The following is a 19,197-nucleotide window of genomic DNA, read 5'->3' as shown; positions in this document are numbered from 1 at the left end:
TCCAGCAATAGTGCGGCCTTTCTGGCACAAAATGTAATGAAATAACCAACCACAGGTTAATTTTCATCACAAAAAAAGTCGCCTGATCCCTCAGCAGGGATCAAACGACTAACTAACCCAAGCTCACATTGAGCTCCTGACAATATAATTTACGAAGCCGCTCCATAGGAGCCAGACTTGAATGTTCTAGGATCGTACCATTTGTAGCCTGCTGCCGGAGCAGACCAAGGCTCAGGATGTGGTTCCGTGGACGCCGCAGGCTCTTCGAATGGCAGAAGCTTCGTTGGTTGATCCAGAGTCAAACCTGCCACATCAGACAATTTCGTGTAGTCCTGCTTCCATGCAAGCCATTGAACCGTTTGCACCAGGAAGGTTGAATCATCCACTTCTTTGAAGCCATCATATGTCTTCTTCGACTGTCCGTTTTCCTCACGCACATATTTCGGTGTAGCATCTTCTACAGGGGAAGAATCACCGATGAATGCCGCCTTGCCTTGGCCTACCTTGGAGATAGCGGCATAAGGTCCTTCCGCACGGCCCCCGCCGTTATAAACCCCCTGATCTACCGCATTCCCCCATTTTTTCGTGCCTGAAGGGATATAAGCAATGCCTTTAGCCTTGGTAGGATCAATAATAGCCAGCGTAGATCCTGCATGCATGGCAATCGAGCGCACACCCTTGGTAATACCGAAAGATTGATCTGCGGCTACAATGTCGGTAGCATTCACATCACCGAGCGCATTGTAACGGAAACGAACGCCAAAGTTGGCCGCCAGCCAATCGGAGCTTGTTAATCCTTGCATTGCCGGTGATGCAGCCTCTTCTGCAGTCATGCCTTTGGCCGGATTAGTATAGGCTCCACGACGGTAGCCATTCATAACCTCGGAGGAATCCCAACGGTTTTTGTTACGATCTGCATTATAATGATCGGAGATGAAGAAGACGCTCCCTCCGTTATTCACGTATTGCAGCAGGGCAGCCTGCTCGGATGCCTTAAAGGCAACATTCGCTTCACCAATAATGAACACATCATATTGGCGCAGCTTATCATAGGTTATGGCCTGTTCTCCATAAGTAAAAGGAATAGGGCGGTTCAATTGATCCACAGTAAAGCCTACATTACGTAATCCATTGGCAAAGTCGGAGAAGGCGCCTTCAATGACCCAATCTGCTGCACCAGCCGTCTGTGCGTGCGTATTATCGAACAGCACCTTTTTGCCTTTTCCATCCGGCAATGTAGTACCGGGTTGACCCGGGTTGCCAGGTTCAGGTTCGCCAGGTTCACCTGGTTCCCCCGGCTCGCTTCCACTCACCAGTTCCACAGCGCTTGGACTTTTTACTCCACCAAAATTATTGTAGGCACCAAGCGTACCTGTCACGCGAATTTTGCTGCCGACCAGTCCAGGATGACCTGTTAACCCAAATTGCCCTCTGTACGCAGATGTCAGCTGCACATCCAATAGATTAGACGTGCTACGTTCATTGGCCTGGTCGGCAATCAGTACGTTAAAATCATTCGCAAACGGAGAAGAAAAGTTAGCCGTTTTCGATCCGGTAGCATGTCCGACGATATAACCTTCTACCGTCACCGTACCTCCACTGCTTTGGCCCTGAAGTGCTTCGGCTACTGTCAATGCTCCCTCTGCCTTGACCTGACCGAACGGAACGAAGATCCCGATCAGCAGTGATGCGATCGCTGCTAGATGCAGCATCCCTTTTAAGCGTGAACCTGTGAACCGCAAGCCTTTTACCATACGTCAATATCCCTCCTATGATTTCCATAAATGTACTTGTCCTCTATCAGATTAGCCGCCAATCTTCTAATTCCTTCCTGATTTCATCCATAATTATGTAAACTTTAATCTTTTTTATTGGAAATGCACCTGTTTATGTAAAAATTAAACCCTGTGATTGACACCGAGCACGTCATACATTACGCTAAGAAAGACATGTAGAACGGTATACGCGAATGAAGATGACGGGAGAGTCTGTCCAGGGGGCTTACACTCTGGCGGCACCGAAGGAGCAAGACGCCAGCACCCGGCTGGCGGATAATCTCTCAGGTCCATGTATCGTCATCTGACGCAACTCTGGAGAGAGCGCAAGCCACCCAAGGGGTAAGGCGGTAAGAACACCGCACGAAACTCTCAGGTAACGAGGACAGAGATAAGGGAAACTTCCTTATCCTGTCCTTTTTTGTGCTCACATTGTGCGTCAGCATTAGGAACCGTCATAACCGCGCAAAGACGCGGAAATACCATATAGTATGGTATTAGAACATACAGGGGGCCACACCATGCGTTTCAAAGATGTATTTTCTATTATCGGCCCGGCCATGACCGGACCTTCCAGTTCACACACCGCAGGCGCGGTGCGACTCGCACGCGTTGCCCGGCACTGGCTCGGGGCGCAGCCTGACCGTGCCCGTATGACACTGTACGGCTCCTTTGCCGATACGTATAAAGGACACGGTACGGATCTGGCGCTCATCGCAGGACTGCTTAATTACGATACGGACGATCACCGGATTCCAGATGCCGAGCAATGGGCCGAGCAAGCCGGGATGACCGTGGAATTCGCCGTCAGTGGACTCCCCGCTCCTCATCCGAACACCGTCCGTTTCGAGTTGTGGAAGGGCGAGGATCAGCGCACACTGCTGGGCTCCTCCATCGGCGGCGGCAGCATCCATGTCCAGCAACTCAACGAATTCCGGGTCAATCTGACCGGGGAGCTGCCTACGCTGGTGCTTCTCCACTCGGATAAGCCCGGTACATTGGGCGCAATAACTTCAGCGCTGGGCGCGGCCCACATTAACATTGCCTATATGCACGTAGATCGCAAAGGCCGGGATGGTGAAGCACTCACCGCCATTGAAACGGACAGTTCTGCTCCAGCTGAACTGATTGCGGAACTGCGTTCTTTACCTCATATGTATGAAATTAAGATGATTAATTTGAAAAAAGGAGCTGAATCCGATGCGGTTTAGCCATCTGCATGAGATCAGCGCTTTATGCGCTGAAGAATCCACCACGATTGGCCGCTTGATGATTCAAGAGCAGGTACAAGAAACGAATACAACGGAGGAAGAAATCTTTCGACAAATGTCTGATTATTATGAAGTCATGAAGGAAGCCGTTCATCGCGGTCAGACACAAGACACCGTATCCCGCAGTGGATTGACGGGCGGCGACGGCAAGCGCCTGGCCGAGTATCTGCGGTCAGGGGAAACCTGCTCCGGTGATGCCTCTGCGCTCGCCATGGCTTATGCCCTCTCCGTGTCGGAGGTTAATGCATCCATGGGTCGCATTGTCGCCACTCCTACCGCAGGCTCATGTGGGGTTATCCCTGGTGTGTTCATCAGTGCGCAGGAACGGTTCGGCTGGGATGATGAGCATATGGTGAACGGCCTATTCGCCGCTGGAGCCATTGGCTACGTGATCGCCAACAACTCCTTCATTTCTGGCGCGGAGGGAGGCTGTCAGGCTGAGATTGGCTCAGCTATCGGGATGGCCGCTGGCGCTATGGTCGAGCTACGCGGTGGTACGCCTGAACAGGCTGTTCACGCCGTAGGCCTCGCTCTTAAGAACACGCTCGGCCTAATCTGCGACCCCGTCGCCGGACTCGTGGAGATTCCGTGCATCGTGCGCAACGGCCTGGGAGCCGTGACTGCGCTTGCCGCAGCGGACATGGCTTTGGCGGGTGTGCGCAGCGCTATTCCGTCTGACGAAGTCATTGACGTGATGCTTGAAGTCGGCAGCGCGATGCCGTCGAAGCACCGCGAGACCGCCAAAGGCGGCTTGGCTCAGACGCCGACTGGCAAGCGTTTGACCGAATCACTTACACGCAACGCATCAATCAAGAAGAATAAGTCGTAATTTCTAAGCTTTAAACCAATTACTTTTCCTCTATAAAACAAGGCGACTACCTCTCCCCTACATTGTCCTAGGGAAAGAGAATTCGCCCTTATAAAGAAAAGAGCAAGCATATCGTCGCTGGACGTATGCTTGCTCTTTTTCTTTTTAGTCGGGTTACAGATTACTGAACGGTTACCTGTATCTTCGTCATTTTACCTGCATATTTCACAGTAATTACTGCTTTGCCCTTGCCCTGTGCCTTAATGTTACCGTCTTTGACGGTCGCCACAATAATTCTGGACGAGGACCAGACAGCCGGTTTGGAAACATCCTTCTCCGACTCATCCTTATACGTGGCTGTAGCCGTAACCTTAGCCAGCTGTCCTGCCTTCAAATTCAAGGCGACTTCGTCTGTTTGCAAATATTTAAGCGTATCAACATCTACAGGTACGCTGATTATCTTCCCGCCGAACTTCGCCTGAATGTTAGCTTTACCGTAGCTGACCGCGGTAACCTGACCCTTTTTAACAGTGGCTACCTTATAATTGGACGTTTTCCATTCAGCTTGGGTTGTAACATCCTTTTCTTTACCATCGCTCGATTTAACCACAATCGCGATGGTTTTTTGATCTCCAGATTTGAGCGATAGCGCGATTGCATCCGCTTCAATCTTTTGCGCTACGTCCACTTCTACCGTAAACGTAATGTTTTGCTTGCCATATGAAGCAGTCACAGTTGCCTTACCACTACCATTCGCTTTGATCAAACCTTCGCTAACTTCAACCACTTTTACATTGCTAGTTGTCCAGGTGGCATCCTTGGTTACATCTGTTTTTGTACCACCACTCTTAACTCCTGTTACTTTCAGCTGCTTCGTTTCCTGAGCACCAAGCGCAATTACACGCGAGTCTGTTTCCAGACGGTCTACAAGGCCCACTTGTACGTTAATTGTTAGTTTTTTGCCATTATAGGTCGCTGTAATAACCGCTTTACCAGCAGATTTACCCGTAATCGTTCCTTTGGACACAGAGGTAATATCTTCCGCGCTTGAAGCCCATTCTGCATCCTGTGTTACATCTTCCTTACGCCCATCCGCATAAGTAGCCGTCAAAGTTGCAGTATAGTCCTCATTAATATCAATTGTTGCCGTTTTGGAGGACAGAGACAGATCCCCGGGTACATTTACGGATACCGTAGCTGTAACTGTCTTGCCGCCATAAGAAGCGGTGATGGTAGCCTCACCTGTTTTATAACCTGTGACTTCCCCCGCGCTGACAAAAGCGATATCTTCATTGCTGGACTTCCACTCTGCCTTACTTGTGATATCTTCTTCCGTACCTGTTACGTACGTTGCGGTCAGCTTGAGCTTTTTGGATTCCTTGGCATTCAAGCTCAGCTTGTCCTCGCTCAAATCCAGAAATCTAGAGGTTTCGACATCTGTCTTGATCGAAACGGTCTTATCTCCATACTTAGCGGTCACCGTTGCCGAACCCGCACCGATGGCCATAATCGTTCCTTTATTCACCGTTGCAATTTTTTCATCGCTTGATGCCCAAGCAGCTTTATCTGTGATATCCGTTACCGTCCCATCCGGATAAACGGCAGAAACTTGTATTTTTTTAGATTCATCCAGACGGAGAAAAATATTGGATTCGCTGGCTTTCAGCTTATTCGTTTGATCGACATCCACCGAAATCGTAGCGGACATCGTACCATATTTACCTGTAATTGTCGCCTTTCCTGCGCTGTAACCGGTAATGGTGCCCTTCAGTACATCCGCCACAGCTGCATTGCTGGAGCTCCACTCAGCGGACTCTGTCACGTCCTGTACCGATCCATCCGGGAACGTCGCTGAAAGTTTAACCTTCTCAGTATCCTTCAGCAAAAGAGAAACCTCTGATGAACTGACATCAAGACGTTTAACTTGCTCTACCTGTACAGCAATGGTTACGGTCTGCTGACCATATACGGCCTTAATATTGGCTGTACCTGCTCCCTGAGCGGTAACCAAACCGTTAACTACAGTTGCAATCTTTTGATTATCCGAGGTCCAAGTAGCATCACCCGAAACCTGAGCTGTTGTATTATCACTGTATGTCGCTGTCAAATCAACCTGTCCTGTACCGCTTGAACGCAAGTTCAGGCTTTGTACACTAGATGTCAGCGCCTTAACCTTTTTCGTTACATGTACCTGAACCGATTGTATCTTATCTTTATAGGTCGCAACCACGGTGGCTTCCCCTTCAGCCTTGGCCGAAACTGTACCATTATACACAGTAGCAATAGCTGTGTTATCACTTTTCCAATCCGTGCTTACGGTTACATTTGAGGTTGTCCCATCACTAAAAACAGCCGTAGCCGTCAATGCAGCTGTATCCCCCTGTTGCAAAGTTACCTCGTTAGACGAAAGGACAATCTTGGAAAGCACTGCTTCTGCTGCAGATGCAAACCCTGCATATGATGTAAAACTTGAAATCAGGATGACCAACGCCAGAAAACCGGACCATCTATTCTTCAAAATCTAATTCCCTCCCATTTCAAAACTTAAATTAAGGATTTCGCAAAATCCTTATACCTACGTTTTATGTCGTCATATGGAAAAGAATAGTTTAGGCTTCAAGGGAAATTTGGTCCTTATTAACTAGATCATTTCTGATAAAGATTTAGACATTACAATTTGTGTATCTTCAGGGCCATAGTGAAGAGTTTTCACAACAGATCCACAATCCCGCATTTATAAACAGCTATAAGCTGCCGCGCGAACTCTCAAATGATGGTACTCTTCCATATTGGGATCGAGCTGATGCATATATACGACGGAGAATTGTTCGCTCGGATCTATAGAAACCCAGGTGCCTGCCATTCCCGTCCAGCCAAATTCTCCAATCGAGCTGTTTGCATGCCCAGCCGCTTTATCCATTAACGTGCGCACACCAAGTCCATAGCCATAACCTGTATGGTATGAATTGGTGAAATCCGATAGTTGAGCTGTATTCAGATGATTGGTGCGCATTAAATCAATGGTTTTTCTCCCCAATAAGTTCACACCGTTTACCGTGCCGCCATTTGACATCATTTGTGCAAATGTGAGGTAATCTTTGACTGTCGAATATAAACCTGCGCCTCCGCCTTCATATATAGCATCTGGCTGATGATATTCATCCAGGAAACCCTCCATTTTTTCAAGTTTTCCGGCGTCTTTCCGTTGATACATGGAGGCCATCCGCGATTCAATATCTCCACGATAACGGTAACCTGTATTGTTCATTCCAAGTGGATCAAAGATTTCATCCTTTAAAAATTGTCCTACTGATTTACCTGAAATCACTTCAATAAGGCCTGCAACAAAATCATGTCCATATCCGTATAACCAGCGTGTTCCGGGCTCAAACGCAAGTGGAACTTCAGAAAGCGCTTCAATTTCTGTGCGTAGGTCATATTTCCCCTGCTTTTCCTTTAATCCTGCAATGGCCTTCTGCATAGCTTTTCCTGTTTCTGAAGACTCGGAAGCGTAAGGAAGACCCATACTCATATTGAATATATGCTTAATTAAAATGGGATTCTCTGCCTTATCCACGTAGGTGTATCCGTTAGGAGCGGTTTTGAATACATGCGCATTACGATATTCGGGAAAATATTCATACAAGGGTTCATTCAACAAAAATTGCCCACGTTCGTACAGCATAAGTGCAGCCGCACAGACAACAACCTTTGTCATGGAAAACAAGCGATACACTGTATCCTCAGTGATTGGCTTTCCGGCTTCCAGATCAGCATATCCATGATACCCTTCATACAACACTTCACCATTCTGGGCAATGGCACAACCGCAACCTGCCGGCCCATTTACTATAAATTGTTGCAATAGCTGATCTACCTTGTCAAAACGAGACATATTCATCCCTCCTATTTTTCCTTCAAAAGAAACAAGCTTCCCCTCGCGCTCTAATTCTTGTTCCAACAAGTTCAGCGTGATTTCTTGTAAGCGCTTATTCCCTCGCATTTATTTTAACGGTAAACTTGGTAAATACATAGATTATTTATCATAATCAGATGGCTTTACATTAACAGCTCAGCCACCGTTTCCTTCCAGCGATGAATCACCGATTCCGGTTCCTTGAGACGAACCGTGACACCTGTCAAAATATCCGCATATTGGGCCGAATCCTCTCTGGCTGCAAAAACATGAGCCGCAAATCGCTCACGTACATGCTTGGCTCCGGGCAAAGCAGGCAGATGTTCCAGTGACAACCGCACATAATGCGCCTTCCCCCCGGTAAACACCGCAAGCGTCGCCTTCCCAGTGCGGATCATGTTGCCCGTCGTGGTTGTACCCGGCCATAGGGCCAGACGCAAATTCCCCTCGTCCAGCGCTACAACTTCGCCCACACTAATCATCGCTATGTGCGGCCACTGATCTTCCGTGACCGTCAGCAGCATCATGGCTTCATGCTGCTTGTTCTCCAATGCCTTGCCGTCCAGTAGCGTGAACAGTTCCTTACCGATCCTTGGTGTCTGCATGAAGTATAATCCCCTTTACTTTTGGCCTATAACTTCAAAGTACCATAATTTACGGCTACTTACGAACGACCCTATAACCGCTCTGGAATAGGAGGAACATGAGCAGCATTCGGAATATCTTTGGGGTTTACCTTGAACGCCGATTTATACTTTGCTGGATCCGTAATGCTATCCGGTTCTGAGGTTCGCCATGTGAACAGGCATACAGGGCACAACAAAACCTCCCAGGCATCTTTAACCGGCGAATGGGAAACAACTTCTGAACGATTGGACTCACAACGGGGACAAATATGCATCTGTCAGCACTCCTTTAATCTTTCTTTGTTTTTTAAAAATATTTAGCGAAGCATTTGGCTCAACTTTTTCTCCCATTCCGCTACACCCAGCGGGGAATCGAGCGGCTGCGAGTAATGGCCTCTAATATCCGGTGCTACAGGTGTCGTCGCATCCAGTATCATTTTGTGCGTCATACCTGCCGGATCAGAGCCGGGGTCAAGCGGTAAAATAGACAAGCCAGGAACAATGACAGCATCATGCTTTGGATGAAGCTTGGTGGATAAAGCCCACATGACTTGCGGCAGATTGAACGGATCGACCCCCTCGTCCACCACAATCACCAGCTTGCAATACCCCAATCCATGCGGAGTCGTTAACGCACGCATTCCCACAGCCTTCGCAAAGCCGCCATACCGGGTTTTCGTGGAAATAATAGCAACCAGCCCATGCGTATACATAGCATTAACGGCTACGATTTCATTAGGAAAAGCATCCTTAAGCTGCTGAAACAACGGTACACTTGTATTCACACCGATCATATAATCCGTTTCCGTCCAAGGCATCCCGATGTACAGATGCTCAAAGATAGGCTGTTTGCGGTGATATACACGATTAATCTGGATGACTGGCATCGCGCGACCGCCGGAATAGTGACCTGTGAATTCACCGAATGGACCTTCATACTCACGTTCACCTGCCAACACTTCGCCCTCCAAAATGACCTCGGCTCCCCAAGGCAGATCCAGATCTGCGTCCTTCGCTTTGACCACACGATAAGGCTCACCCTGAATGGCCCCAGCCATCTCATATTCGGATTGATCGTACAGCAGCGGTGTAGAAGCAGCCGTTGTAATAACAGGCTCACATCCGAGGGCAATAGCCACCTTCAGATTTTCGCCGCGTTCCTCAGCCTGACGGATATGGATCGCAATATCATGCTGTGGTACAGGCTGGATGCCCAAACGGTTCTTTCCTTTCACCTGCATCCGGTACAAGCCGACATTTTGCTTACCGTAGGTGTCCGGGTCATCCAGATCGCGTGAAACTAAAATCGCTTTGTCCAGATAAAATCCTCCGTCCCCCTGGTTCAAACGAAACAACGGCAAAATATCAAACAAATTAATATCCTCTGTAATCTCGACTTCATGAAAAGGAGCCGTTTCTTCCCGCTTCACGGGCACCGGAAATTGTTCATAGCGTCTGGCGAACTCAAAAAACTGTTCCTTGAGCGGCGTATTTTTTGGCATTCCCATCATAAGGGCATGATTGGGCCAGGAGCCCATCACATTCATTGCAATACGAGCATCCGTATATCCATAGATATTGTTGAAAAAGAGAGCAGGTGTCTTATCTCCAAGATTGCTTAATGCTTTGTTAGCTGCCGCCAGGTCTGGCTCCGGCTTTACCTCGTCGCTGATCGTGAGTAGTTGTCCCTCCTTTTCCAAGGTGTTTAGAAAATCGCGAAAGTCTTTATAAGCCATCATTCATTCTCCTTCGTCTTTCGATTTCTCAATTCTGGTGCAGTCTGGAGTCAGTTTGCTTCATTCCATCCCATCGTTTGGCTGCGGTTGTGACGATACCGAACTGATCTAATACGCGAAAAACAATATGATCTACCAATTCCTCGATACTTGCAGGATGATTATAAAAGGCAGGCATCGGCGGCAGGATCATCACGCCCATACGTGACAGCTCCAGCATATTTTCCAGATGGATACTGCTTAATGGTGTTTCCCTGGTCATGAGCAGTAGCTTCTTTCGCTCCTTCAGCATCACATCCGCTGATCGGGTGAGCAGGTTGTCCGCCATACCGATACGAATAGAGGCAAGAGTCTTCATGCTGCAAGGAGCGACGACCATACCGTCTACCCGAAAGGAGCCGCTGGAAATACGCGCAGCCTGATCCTTATACGAGTAGACTGCATCCGCCATTGCCTCCACTTCCTTCACCGTATAGCCTGTCTCATAGGGAATGTTCGCAATAGCCCACGGGGATAGTACCAGATGGCTTTGAACTCCAGCCTCTCGTAATTGTTGCAATATACGGATACCAAAGATCGACCCTGTCGCTCCCGATATTCCTACAATCATTTTTTTCATATGTCCCCTCCTTCCACTCCATCGTTTTATGTTCACCCATGCATTACTGTCAAAAATTATACGCCTGTTCCCTGCACACGAAAAATATATATAATATATGTAATACATACTTTAAAAGTATCCTAATTGAAGCGTTGTTTAGAAATAAGGAGGAATCCCAATGGATATGAAGCATCTGCATTACTTTTGTGTCATCGTGGAGGATGGGCAAATCACCAAGGCTGCCAGAACGCTCAACATGGCCCAGCCTCCACTGAGTCAACAACTCAAAAATATGGAGGACGAGCTTGGCGTAAAGCTGATTTACCGTGAAGGAAAGAAGTGGGAAGTTACCGAGGCCGGGTATACACTGTATACACGCGCCAAACGATTATTGGCTGAAATGGAGGACACCTGTAGAGAAATTGGGGAGTTTGAAAACAAAGTAACCGGCACACTTGCTATAGGCACGTCATCCGCCTGTATGTCTCTGATTACTGAACAACTCAGCCGCTTTCATCAGGATTATCCAGAGGTATACATTAAAATAGGACACGGAGACACACATCATCTGGAAGAGCTGCTGCACCAAAATAAAGTGGATCTGGCCCTGTTGCTGCTTCCGGTAGATGACAAATCGTACCATTCAATTGAGTTGGAGGGCGTTTCCTTTGTTGCCGTACTTCCGTCTGAATGGGCAGATCGTCATCCCAGTGGGGAAATTACGTTACAAGAAGCTGCCAACTATGACCTCTTGCTGGGACGCCGAACAGAGGGACACGGACTATACGAAACCGTCATACGCAAATTTCAGGAACACCATCTTGTTCCGCGCGTCGTACTGGACTGTCCTGAAATATCGACCATTCTCTCGCTCGTTTCCACAGGCATGGGAATTACCATCATTCCAGACGCTGGCTTGGGACAAGAATACGGGGACAGATTTCGCACACTCTCCATTAAGGAGCCGTTCCCCTTCACACGGCCTGCCGTCGTATGGCGCAAGGATCGTTATTTATCCAATGCAGCTCGCAAATTGGTTGAACTGCTACAAGCTGAAAACACAAAAAAGACTGTTCCCGAGTAGATGCTCTACCGCTCTACTCCTGAAACAGTCTGATGCTGGATAAACTTCCTTCATTCGGTCGTTGATATCGCCTTACTTGACTCCCTGATGTCGATACTCGGTTGGAGTCATTCCACATTTGCGCCGGAATACCTGTGTAAAATGCCGCATATCCTGATAGCCGATCCGCTCTGAAATATCAGCCAGCCGCAAATGAGGATCACTGAGCAACCGCTTCGCCTCCTCCATACGCAAGGAAATGACGTAATCCTTATAGCCTTGTCCCGTCTTTTGCTTAAATAACTGGCTAAAATACACCGGATTTAAAAATACAATTGAGGCCACTTTTTCAAGTGACAGCTCCTCTGTAAAGTGAGCCCGAATGTATTGCAACGCCACATCTACCGTATGCATGCCTTTGCGGAGACATTCTCCTGTATCCGTTGCTGCGGCTGCAATCTCCTCTGGCGTACGTCTTAGCCGCGCCACCTCTTCAGGTATGGAAGCAAAATTGTGATGAACACCCGAACGTGTAATTTGTAGGGGCACCTTCACATAACGCTTCAAATGGGATTCGAGCAACGTCTCTAGCCGTGCGGCCTCTGCCTCACTCCTTAGCCTTGCAATGCCCAGCAGACTATGGCGGTCTAGACTAACGACAAAGCCGCTGCCCCCTGCCTCAACGAGTTCGGACAGTACATTTTCAATCATAAAATGCTCCAGATGTGTCTGCTTGTGATCAGGTTCCATACGAACCATGAAGAGATGGAATTCCGGATAATTTTCGACAAAAGGCTGTATATCCAGCTTACCTGTATCCAGTCCAAGGGCATAGCGTTGGAAAACGGCTTCACGCAAATAAACCATATTGGATTTGAGAAGCCTACCCTCGTTCGCCTGCTGCGAGGCCACAAGTGCCTCGGCTGCCAACATTTCAATGCATTCCAGCAGCTTTCTTTTACCAATCGGCTTTAACAGGTAGTCTTTGGCACCCAGCTTTACTGCTCTTTGTGCATAATGGAAGTCGGAATGGGCCGAAATGACAACCCACTGCAGATGAGGATGCTTTCGCTTAGAAATACGCATGAATTCCAGACCATCCATGCCAGGCATCAGGATATCAGTTAATACAATATCTACAGAATGCTCCGCCAGAATGCCTGCTGCTTCCTCGGTGGAAGCAGCGAGATGAATGCCGCAGGTGGGTAGAGCTTGGCCAATGGTACGCCGAATCCCCTGCCGTATCATACTTTCATCGTCAGCTATCAGAATATTCATGTTTCTCCTCCTTCTGTGGCAGAGGCACACTTACAGTGGCTGTTGTTCCGGCCCCAGGTGCGCTAGAGATCCGTAGGCCGTATTCTTCTCCGAACATGTGCCGTAGCCGTAAATTTAGGTTTTGCAGGCCGATGCCTCCCGCCTGCCCGCTGCCCGCCTGTTTGCCGGGTTCTGCCAAAGCGACCTGGACCACCTCCCATCGTTCGTACTTCATCCCTGCACCGTTGTCGATGATGTGCAGGCTCAATACACCCTCATATTCCTCCGCTCTGACGAGCAGCTTGCCACCTGTATTCGCATGAAGAGGCTCCAGTCCGTGCTTCACCGCATTTTCAATCAAGGGCTGTAAGGTCATTTTTGGCAAGCGGATATCCATCCATCGTTCATTAATGCTAATGTCTACAGATACCCTGCCCTCCAGCCGAGCTTGAATAATGGTGAGATAGTGGCCAACCTGCTCCACTTCTTCACGAAGGCTTACATCAGCCCCCTCTTCCCAATGGCTACTGTAACGGAACATATGGGATAAGGAGAGAATCACCTCTCCGAGCTGATCCTGCCCCTCTTCGTCCAGCATCCAATAGATCATATCCAGCGTATTATACAGAAAATGTGGATTGACCTGCGTCTGTAGCGCGTGTAGCTCCGCATTTTTTTCACTGACCGATGATATACGCACCAGCTCGATTAGCTCTGCAATTCGTCTTACCATATGGTTAAAGGAAGTAGCTAACTGATTGATTTCTTCATAGGATTTGGTGTTTACCGTATGGCGGAAATTCCCTGTCTCTACTCGCTTCATCTCCCGAATGACTCGCTTGAGCGGAAGGGAAATGCTTCTGGAGACGATGGACGCAATTAACGCCGACACAATAATAAGTATAGGTGCCACGATAAATAGGTACCTTTGATTTTGCACCAGCTCCACGTTCAGATCCTCACTAGGTGTCACACTAATCACAGACCAGTCGGCAAACGGCAACTTGGAAGCGATTACAACATTCTCATTACTTCGATTTACAATAACTTCCCCCTCTGGCACCTGCTGCTCTAGATTTCGCAAATCCGGTGGCGGATCAGGGGAAGTGGCCGACACAATTCGATTTTCATGACCCAGCAGATATACCTGACTATTGGTACCTAACCGCAAATTGTGGAGAGCCGACAAAACAGAACCCGGCTCAGCCTCAAACAAGACAATACCAATCGGCTTGTGCTCATCCAAATCATAGAGCTGCCGTCCAAACGCAAATACGGGTCTGGTTTCCACCTGATCAATGACAGAGTGAGGATACACGCCCAGCCATGCAATTTTTCCCGCCGACTTTCGAATTTCCTTATACCATTCCGTCTGTTCGTAATGAGTATCAATGACATTCATATAATTGCCATAGTTATATACCTTGCCTGTGTCTGTGATGACATGGATGCCAATCAGATCTTCACGCGAATAATAGATAGCCCCCAGAATATTCGTAATCGTACGTTCGTTGATGTAATTGACAGCAGGTAAATCAATACTATCCGTCGTCAACAGACGAACCAAATCCATATTGTTGCTGATTGATTTGGAGAGACTATTATAGCTGCCGAGCAGCAATTCGAACAGTCCTGCCGTCTGGGATACATTTTTACGCGCCAGCTCGCTGACCTTATCATGGAACTGCACCGTAGTACGGTTGTAAAATAATAGACTGACCGCCAGCACAATGCCCGACATGCTTAATAGGAACAGAACAAACAAGCGGTATTGAATGGATTGAAAACGGCGCATCATACCTCTCTGCGCTCCTTTCGCATCGGCCGCCTATCCTTTAACCGCTCCCGCAACCATGCCCTTGGTGATATTTTCGGACAGAACAAAATAAATAATAATGACCGGTAAGGCACCCATGACTAGAAAAGCGCCAATATTACCGTAGTTCACAGAATACTGGCTGACGAACGTATATACGCCGAAAGGGAGAGTTTTGAGCTTCTCGGACGAGATAAAGGTGGCAGCCATAATGTATTCATTCCAGATATTAATGAAAGTTAAAATACATACCGTCATGGTAGGCGGAATCGAGATGGGTAAGATTACACTGCGGAAAATACGATAAATGCTCGCTCCGTCAATGTAAGCGGACTCTTCAATTTCGTGGGGAATGGACCGCATAAAGCCGGATAGGATGAAGACCGCAATCGGTGTCTGAAAAGCAATGTAGGGTAAAATCAATGAGAAATACGTATTCAGAATATGGACATTTTTAAACATCACCATCAGCGGCAGTAGTGTAGCTTGCATCGGGATCATCATCCCGATCAGAAACATGGTCAGCACAACAGCCCCGAAGCGCCAACGAAAACGTGTAATCGCATAAGCAGTCATCGAGCTTAATAAAATGACGAAAATCATCGTAACCCCGGTTACCAGCACACTGTTTCCTAAATAACGCAAGTAGCTCCCTGATTCATAGGCTTCCTGATAGTTGTGCCACTGAGGCACTTGAGGGAGTGCAAAGAAGCTTGAGCTCAATATCTCTTCATTTGTCTTCAACGAATAGGTCAGAAGCCAAAAGAGTGGATACAGCTGCGTGACCATTAAGATTGCCAATAAGGAAAAGACTCCCGTTTTCTTCAAGACATTCAACAGTTCCATCTCCTTTAGCTTACCTTATTTTCGATTCGTTTGAAAACAAAATTTATCACAATTGTAAATGACAAGCAAATCACTACGAGAATTGAAGCCAATGCGCTGCCATATCCGTATTTCATCGATAAAAAGGACATATTGTACATATACGTAGATACTGTATCCGTCGCATGGGCTGGTCCTCCACCCGTCATCACCCAAATCAAATCAAACGATTGCAGGGAGCCGATAAATGCTAATACAATTGATATCTTGAAAATAGGTACAATGAGCGGCAGCGTAATATAGCGGTCTGCTTTGAATCCTTCAGCTCCATCAATTTTGGCTGCTTCGTACAGCTCATTCGGTATATTTTGTACCCCGGTAAACTGGATAAGCAAATGATAGCCAAAATACTGCCATAACGATACAAAATAGAGGGCGTACATCGCGATCAGCGGTTCCGTCAGCCATGAGCGTGTCCAGCTTTCCAGCCCAGTCGCCAGCAAAATACCGTTCAGCATTCCACCCATCGAGGCTGGATTATAGATCGTCTTCCACAGCTGCCCGATAATGACCACCGACAGAATAACCGGCAGAAAATACATCGTTACCAGCGTATTGGCCTTACGCACATAGCGATTAAGCAAGATCGCCAGCAGCAGACAGAACGGAATTTCCAGCATGGAAAACACAGCGAACATCATAGTCCGTTTCACGGACGGCCAGAACACTGAATCTGATGTGAAAATCCGCTCAAAATTAGCCACCCCCACAAACTTTGCCTCGGCGATTCCGTTCCAATCCAGCAATCCGCAATACACCGACACCAGAATCGGAACAAATACCATACAGGTATACAGCAACAGGCAGGGTAGCACGAAAACGGCAATGGTACGTGCTGGCACCTTCAGTACATTCATGCTCTAATCTCCTTTATGTTGATTCTGAACATCTTCTGAGGATGTACAACCTACATGATTTCCGATCAGGGAAGAAGCATTCCGCCCCCTCCCTAGTGCCTGCTACTTCGGGATTTTGCAAAATTCCATTCCAGTCATTCCAAAGTGCAATATCTAGATGAACTAGGCCATTTCGATCTATAATACTGTTCATCGGAAGTCGCTTACTGGATTTTTGTAAAATCCTCACTTATTTATTCGCTTCAAAAGTGTTTTGATGTTCCTTGGCAACTTGTGCGGAGTCTTCTTTTTGTACGAACAGGTTTTGAATGCTACTCAGATGCGCCTGCGCAATAGCCGGATTCATCGTATTATCAAAGGCGAGATCGCCCCCTTTTACATTCTTGAACAGCTCATTAAGACTAATTGCTAACTCGGAGTAGCCCGCTTCCTTCAGGTCCCCTTTCATTTTCTGACCACTGCCAATCGCATTTTTCAGATCAAACTGAATTTTGGGCATCTCCTTAATAAAATAATGCAGAAAATCCTTCGTCTCCTGTAAATGTTCACTGTTCGCAGATACCGCAAATGCGCTGCCCGGCGCAATTACGTACTCATTCACATCACCCTTGCCATTCACCGTAGGGAATTGAAACGCTCCTACCTTACCCGCTACCGAAGAAGCATCAATTGACCCCGTTTCCCACGTACCCATGATATACATCGCGGCTTTTCCTGTTTTAAAAATATTACCACCTGCATTGTAGTCAATAGACGTAGCTCCATCCGGGAAAGCTCCTGCCTGCACCAATTCCTGAAATGCATCCACCGCTTCCACAAAAGCCGGGTCGTTAAACGTCTTTTTGCCGTCCAGTACATCATTGAGAAAATTCGGTCCTTCATTCGTACGCAACAAAATGTTCATAAAAAGGAGGGACCCCGTCCATGAATCCTTTTCCCCAATGGCAATCGGAGTAATTCCCTTCGCCTTCAGCGTTTTGACCGTCGTAATCAGCTCGTCAAAGGTGGTCGGCAACTTCTGGATTCCCGCCTGCTTGAACAGTTCCTTATTGTAAAACACCACTTCTATATTGTTGCCGTCCGGAAAAGCGTAGAGCTTATCGTCGAAGCTATAGTAATTAAGAAGTCCATTCTGGAACGTATCTTTTAACCCCTCTTTATCAGCCACATCGTTTAATGGAGCTAGCAGCCCGGCATCTACGAATGGCTTCATCTGTGCAGCAGGGTTTACAATCGTGATATCAGGCACTTCCTTCGCCGCTGCCTGTGTTTTCAGCTTAAGCTTTTGTTGATCTGTATTTAGCGAATCCAATTCAATTTTGACATGAGGATGATCCTGCTCGTATTGACCTACAATTTGCTTAATCATTTTGTACGAAGGGGTGCTCGGATCAGGATTGATGTTCTGAAAGGTAATCGTAACATCTTTCGTTGCGGTGCCTTTGCTCGGTTCTCCTGAATTTCCCGGACTTGCGCTTTGTCCGTTATTACAAGCTGCCAGCGTCAATGCCAAGGCGCTCGCCATCATAATAGCAAACGCTTTCATTTTTGTTCTGCTCATGGTCTTTTTCCTCCTCTTGTTGAAGCATTGCGCAATTTGCCCTCCTTATTGGTGGACACTCAATGCCCGCTTGTTCTTTTCATTATGTTCCATAGAAAAGACGTGAACAATGCGTGAACTTAAGGAGAAGGGTTTGTTTTTTCAAGCCCTCATTTGCGTGCTTCAAAATTCATTCATATCATAACTTGCAATTTATCTAGAACACAGGCATAATATGAATAAGATTGTTTTTTGATAATGATTATCATTATTAAATGATAAATACACATAGACTTTAAAGGAGGCAGGACCACAGTGAAAGAAACTTTTAGTAAAACCTCCCTGCATATTGATGATTATTTGGACCTTCTCAATCTTGCCGTACAAGTCGGAGATACCAAGTGGCAAAAAGAAATTACCCGTAAACTTCAAGCCTTGAGTGTCCTTCAGACAGAACAGGTTGAAATAGATTAACTGCCCCAGTTAATACTGTCCTCAGTTAAAAATGCTGACTAGGCACCACTATATAAAGGACAACCAAGATACCATAAAACTTTTGACCGAATCCATAATGGTGATCTTTCAGGTGAATGATAAATAAATCGGTTATAGGAAAAAGAGCACAGCCTTAACGGGCTGTGCTCTTTTTATCGTGCTTGGCGACGTCCTACTCTCCCAGGACCCTGCGGTCCAAGTACCATCGGCGCTGGAGGGCTTAACGGTCGTGTTCGGGATGGGTACGTGTGGAACCCCTCCGCTATCGCCACCAAACATGAATTTGCTACGCAAATTCTTCCGTACGGTTATTCGGTTCACCACTTATCGTGTGAATGAATAGCCATGCGCTTGTCGTATGTCACTTGTACATACCTTCAAGGTTACACCCTGAAAACTGGATCCGAAACTCATTTGCGTTTTATCTTTAGGATAAGCCCTCGACCGATTAGTATTGGTCAGCTCCATGCATTACTGCACTTCCACCCCCAACCTATCTACCTCGTCGTCTTCAAGGGGTCTTACTAATTGGGAAATCTCATCTTGAGGGG

16 protein-coding genes, 2 rRNA genes and 1 riboswitch are annotated in these 19,197 nt (G+C 47.3%); of the genes, 4 read left to right on the top strand and 14 right to left on the bottom strand.

What is annotated here, in order from left to right:
* Window positions 1-149 precede the first annotated feature (149 nt).
* Window positions 150-1,754, bottom strand: coding sequence for a DUF6359 domain-containing protein (locus ACWA2B_RS07445; RefSeq protein ID WP_449291864.1), 1,605 nt, complete (start codon window positions 1,752-1,754; stop codon window positions 150-152).
* Window positions 1,755-1,969: 215 nt separating this feature from the next.
* Window positions 1,970-2,085, top strand: a riboswitch (glycine riboswitch).
* A gap of 211 nt (window positions 2,086-2,296) precedes the next feature.
* Between ACWA2B_RS07445 and sdaAB the strand changes: the two genes are divergently transcribed.
* Window positions 2,297-2,986, top strand: coding sequence for an L-serine ammonia-lyase, iron-sulfur-dependent subunit beta (gene sdaAB / locus ACWA2B_RS07440; protein WP_069010729.1), 690 nt, complete (start codon window positions 2,297-2,299; stop codon window positions 2,984-2,986).
* Window positions 2,976-3,875, top strand: a complete 900-nt coding sequence (gene sdaAA, locus ACWA2B_RS07435; RefSeq protein ID WP_076159116.1) for an L-serine ammonia-lyase, iron-sulfur-dependent, subunit alpha — start codon at window positions 2,976-2,978, stop codon at window positions 3,873-3,875. The genes sdaAB and sdaAA overlap by 11 nt, the downstream gene beginning before the upstream one ends.
* 160 nt (window positions 3,876-4,035) lie before the next feature.
* Here sdaAA and ACWA2B_RS07430 read toward each other — a convergent pair whose 3' ends face one another.
* The 6 genes from ACWA2B_RS07430 to ACWA2B_RS07405 all read right to left on the bottom strand — a co-directional run bounded on the left by ACWA2B_RS07430 (window position 4,036) and on the right by ACWA2B_RS07405 (window position 10,751).
* Window positions 4,036-6,372, bottom strand: coding sequence for an Ig-like domain-containing protein (locus ACWA2B_RS07430; protein WP_449291863.1), 2,337 nt, complete (start codon window positions 6,370-6,372; stop codon window positions 4,036-4,038).
* Window positions 6,373-6,588: 216 nt separating this feature from the next.
* Window positions 6,589-7,749 (bottom strand): serine hydrolase domain-containing protein, encoded by a 1,161-nt coding sequence (locus ACWA2B_RS07425; RefSeq protein ID WP_449291862.1) that lies wholly within the window; start codon window positions 7,747-7,749, stop codon window positions 6,589-6,591.
* Between the two features lie 164 nt (window positions 7,750-7,913).
* Window positions 7,914-8,375, bottom strand: a complete 462-nt coding sequence (locus ACWA2B_RS07420; RefSeq protein ID WP_029514659.1) for a hypothetical protein — start codon at window positions 8,373-8,375, stop codon at window positions 7,914-7,916.
* 71 nt (window positions 8,376-8,446) lie between these two features.
* Entirely contained in the window at window positions 8,447-8,671 is a 225-nt protein-coding gene (locus ACWA2B_RS07415) for a non-oxidative hydroxyarylic acid decarboxylases subunit D (protein ID WP_029514658.1), read from the bottom strand.
* A gap of 42 nt (window positions 8,672-8,713) precedes the next feature.
* A complete protein-coding gene (locus ACWA2B_RS07410; RefSeq protein WP_029514657.1) occupies window positions 8,714-10,132 on the bottom strand; it encodes a non-oxidative hydroxyarylic acid decarboxylases subunit C in 1,419 nt (472 codons plus the stop codon).
* Window positions 10,133-10,160: 28 nt separating this feature from the next.
* The gene (locus tag ACWA2B_RS07405) at window positions 10,161-10,751 is read right to left on the bottom strand and encodes a flavin prenyltransferase UbiX (RefSeq protein ID WP_029514656.1); all 591 of its coding nucleotides are present in this window, start codon (window positions 10,749-10,751) and stop codon (window positions 10,161-10,163) included.
* A 160-nt stretch (window positions 10,752-10,911) separates the two neighbouring features.
* On the opposite strand from ACWA2B_RS07405, the gene ACWA2B_RS07400 reads away from it, so the two are divergent.
* Entirely contained in the window at window positions 10,912-11,817 is a 906-nt protein-coding gene (locus ACWA2B_RS07400) for a LysR family transcriptional regulator (protein WP_029514655.1), read from the top strand.
* Between the two features lie 72 nt (window positions 11,818-11,889).
* Here the strand turns inward: ACWA2B_RS07400 and ACWA2B_RS07395 are convergent, their stop codons facing one another.
* From ACWA2B_RS07395 to ACWA2B_RS07375, 5 genes are all read right to left on the bottom strand, one after another.
* Window positions 11,890-13,074 (bottom strand): response regulator transcription factor, encoded by a 1,185-nt coding sequence (locus ACWA2B_RS07395; RefSeq protein ID WP_449291861.1) that lies wholly within the window; start codon window positions 13,072-13,074, stop codon window positions 11,890-11,892.
* Window positions 13,055-14,851 carry a cache domain-containing sensor histidine kinase gene (locus ACWA2B_RS07390; protein ID WP_449291860.1) on the bottom strand — a complete coding sequence of 599 codons (1,797 nt, stop codon included), beginning with the start codon at window positions 14,849-14,851 and terminating at the stop codon, window positions 13,055-13,057. Before ACWA2B_RS07390 ends, ACWA2B_RS07395 begins: the two co-directional genes overlap by 20 nt.
* A gap of 30 nt (window positions 14,852-14,881) precedes the next feature.
* Window positions 14,882-15,715, bottom strand: a complete 834-nt coding sequence (locus tag ACWA2B_RS07385) for a carbohydrate ABC transporter permease (protein WP_069010722.1) — start codon at window positions 15,713-15,715, stop codon at window positions 14,882-14,884.
* Between the two features lie 5 nt (window positions 15,716-15,720).
* A complete protein-coding gene (locus ACWA2B_RS07380) occupies window positions 15,721-16,611 on the bottom strand; it encodes a carbohydrate ABC transporter permease (RefSeq protein ID WP_341071537.1) in 891 nt (296 codons plus the stop codon).
* 229 nt (window positions 16,612-16,840) lie between these two features.
* Window positions 16,841-18,172 (bottom strand): extracellular solute-binding protein, encoded by a 1,332-nt coding sequence (locus tag ACWA2B_RS07375; protein ID WP_029514650.1) that lies wholly within the window; start codon window positions 18,170-18,172, stop codon window positions 16,841-16,843.
* Window positions 18,173-18,466: 294 nt separating this feature from the next.
* Between ACWA2B_RS07375 and ACWA2B_RS07370 the strand changes: the two genes are divergently transcribed.
* Window positions 18,467-18,625 carry a hypothetical protein gene (locus ACWA2B_RS07370; RefSeq protein ID WP_165147892.1) on the top strand — a complete coding sequence of 53 codons (159 nt, stop codon included), beginning with the start codon at window positions 18,467-18,469 and terminating at the stop codon, window positions 18,623-18,625.
* A 180-nt stretch (window positions 18,626-18,805) separates the two neighbouring features.
* Here the strand turns inward: ACWA2B_RS07370 and rrf are convergent.
* Both rrf and ACWA2B_RS07360 read right to left on the bottom strand, forming a co-directional pair.
* Window positions 18,806-18,922 (bottom strand): 5S ribosomal RNA (gene rrf, locus ACWA2B_RS07365).
* 152 nt (window positions 18,923-19,074) lie between these two features.
* Window positions 19,075-19,197, bottom strand: a 23S ribosomal RNA gene (locus ACWA2B_RS07360); the annotation flags it as partial.

Source organism: Paenibacillus sp. CMM36, assembly GCF_053570945.1.
The sequence above is the reverse complement of the archived record's forward strand: the minus strand, read 5'-3'. Positions and strand labels throughout refer to the sequence as shown.

Excerpts from the sequence above, each read along its gene's own strand:
- ACWA2B_RS07445 (WP_449291864.1), bottom strand. The coding sequence starts at position 1,754 with ATGGTAAAAGGCTTGCGGTTCACAGGTTCACGCTTAAAAGGGATGCTG.
- sdaAB (WP_069010729.1), top strand. The coding sequence starts at position 2,297 with ATGCGTTTCAAAGATGTATTTTCTATTATCGGCCCGGCCATGACCGGA.
- sdaAA (WP_076159116.1), top strand. The coding sequence starts at position 2,976 with ATGCGGTTTAGCCATCTGCATGAGATCAGCGCTTTATGCGCTGAAGAA.
- ACWA2B_RS07425 (WP_449291862.1), bottom strand. The coding sequence starts at position 7,749 with ATGTCTCGTTTTGACAAGGTAGATCAGCTATTGCAACAATTTATAGTA.
- ACWA2B_RS07420 (WP_029514659.1), bottom strand. The coding sequence starts at position 8,375 with ATGCAGACACCAAGGATCGGTAAGGAACTGTTCACGCTACTGGACGGC.
- ACWA2B_RS07415 (WP_029514658.1), bottom strand. The coding sequence starts at position 8,671 with ATGCATATTTGTCCCCGTTGTGAGTCCAATCGTTCAGAAGTTGTTTCC.
- ACWA2B_RS07410 (WP_029514657.1), bottom strand. The coding sequence starts at position 10,132 with ATGGCTTATAAAGACTTTCGCGATTTTCTAAACACCTTGGAAAAGGAG.
- ACWA2B_RS07405 (WP_029514656.1), bottom strand. The coding sequence starts at position 10,751 with ATGAAAAAAATGATTGTAGGAATATCGGGAGCGACAGGGTCGATCTTT.
- ACWA2B_RS07400 (WP_029514655.1), top strand. The coding sequence starts at position 10,912 with ATGGATATGAAGCATCTGCATTACTTTTGTGTCATCGTGGAGGATGGG.
- ACWA2B_RS07395 (WP_449291861.1), bottom strand. The coding sequence starts at position 13,074 with ATGAATATTCTGATAGCTGACGATGAAAGTATGATACGGCAGGGGATT.
- ACWA2B_RS07390 (WP_449291860.1), bottom strand. The coding sequence starts at position 14,851 with ATGATGCGCCGTTTTCAATCCATTCAATACCGCTTGTTTGTTCTGTTC.
- ACWA2B_RS07385 (WP_069010722.1), bottom strand. The coding sequence starts at position 15,715 with ATGGAACTGTTGAATGTCTTGAAGAAAACGGGAGTCTTTTCCTTATTG.
- ACWA2B_RS07380 (WP_341071537.1), bottom strand. The coding sequence starts at position 16,611 with ATGAATGTACTGAAGGTGCCAGCACGTACCATTGCCGTTTTCGTGCTA.
- ACWA2B_RS07375 (WP_029514650.1), bottom strand. The coding sequence starts at position 18,172 with ATGAGCAGAACAAAAATGAAAGCGTTTGCTATTATGATGGCGAGCGCC.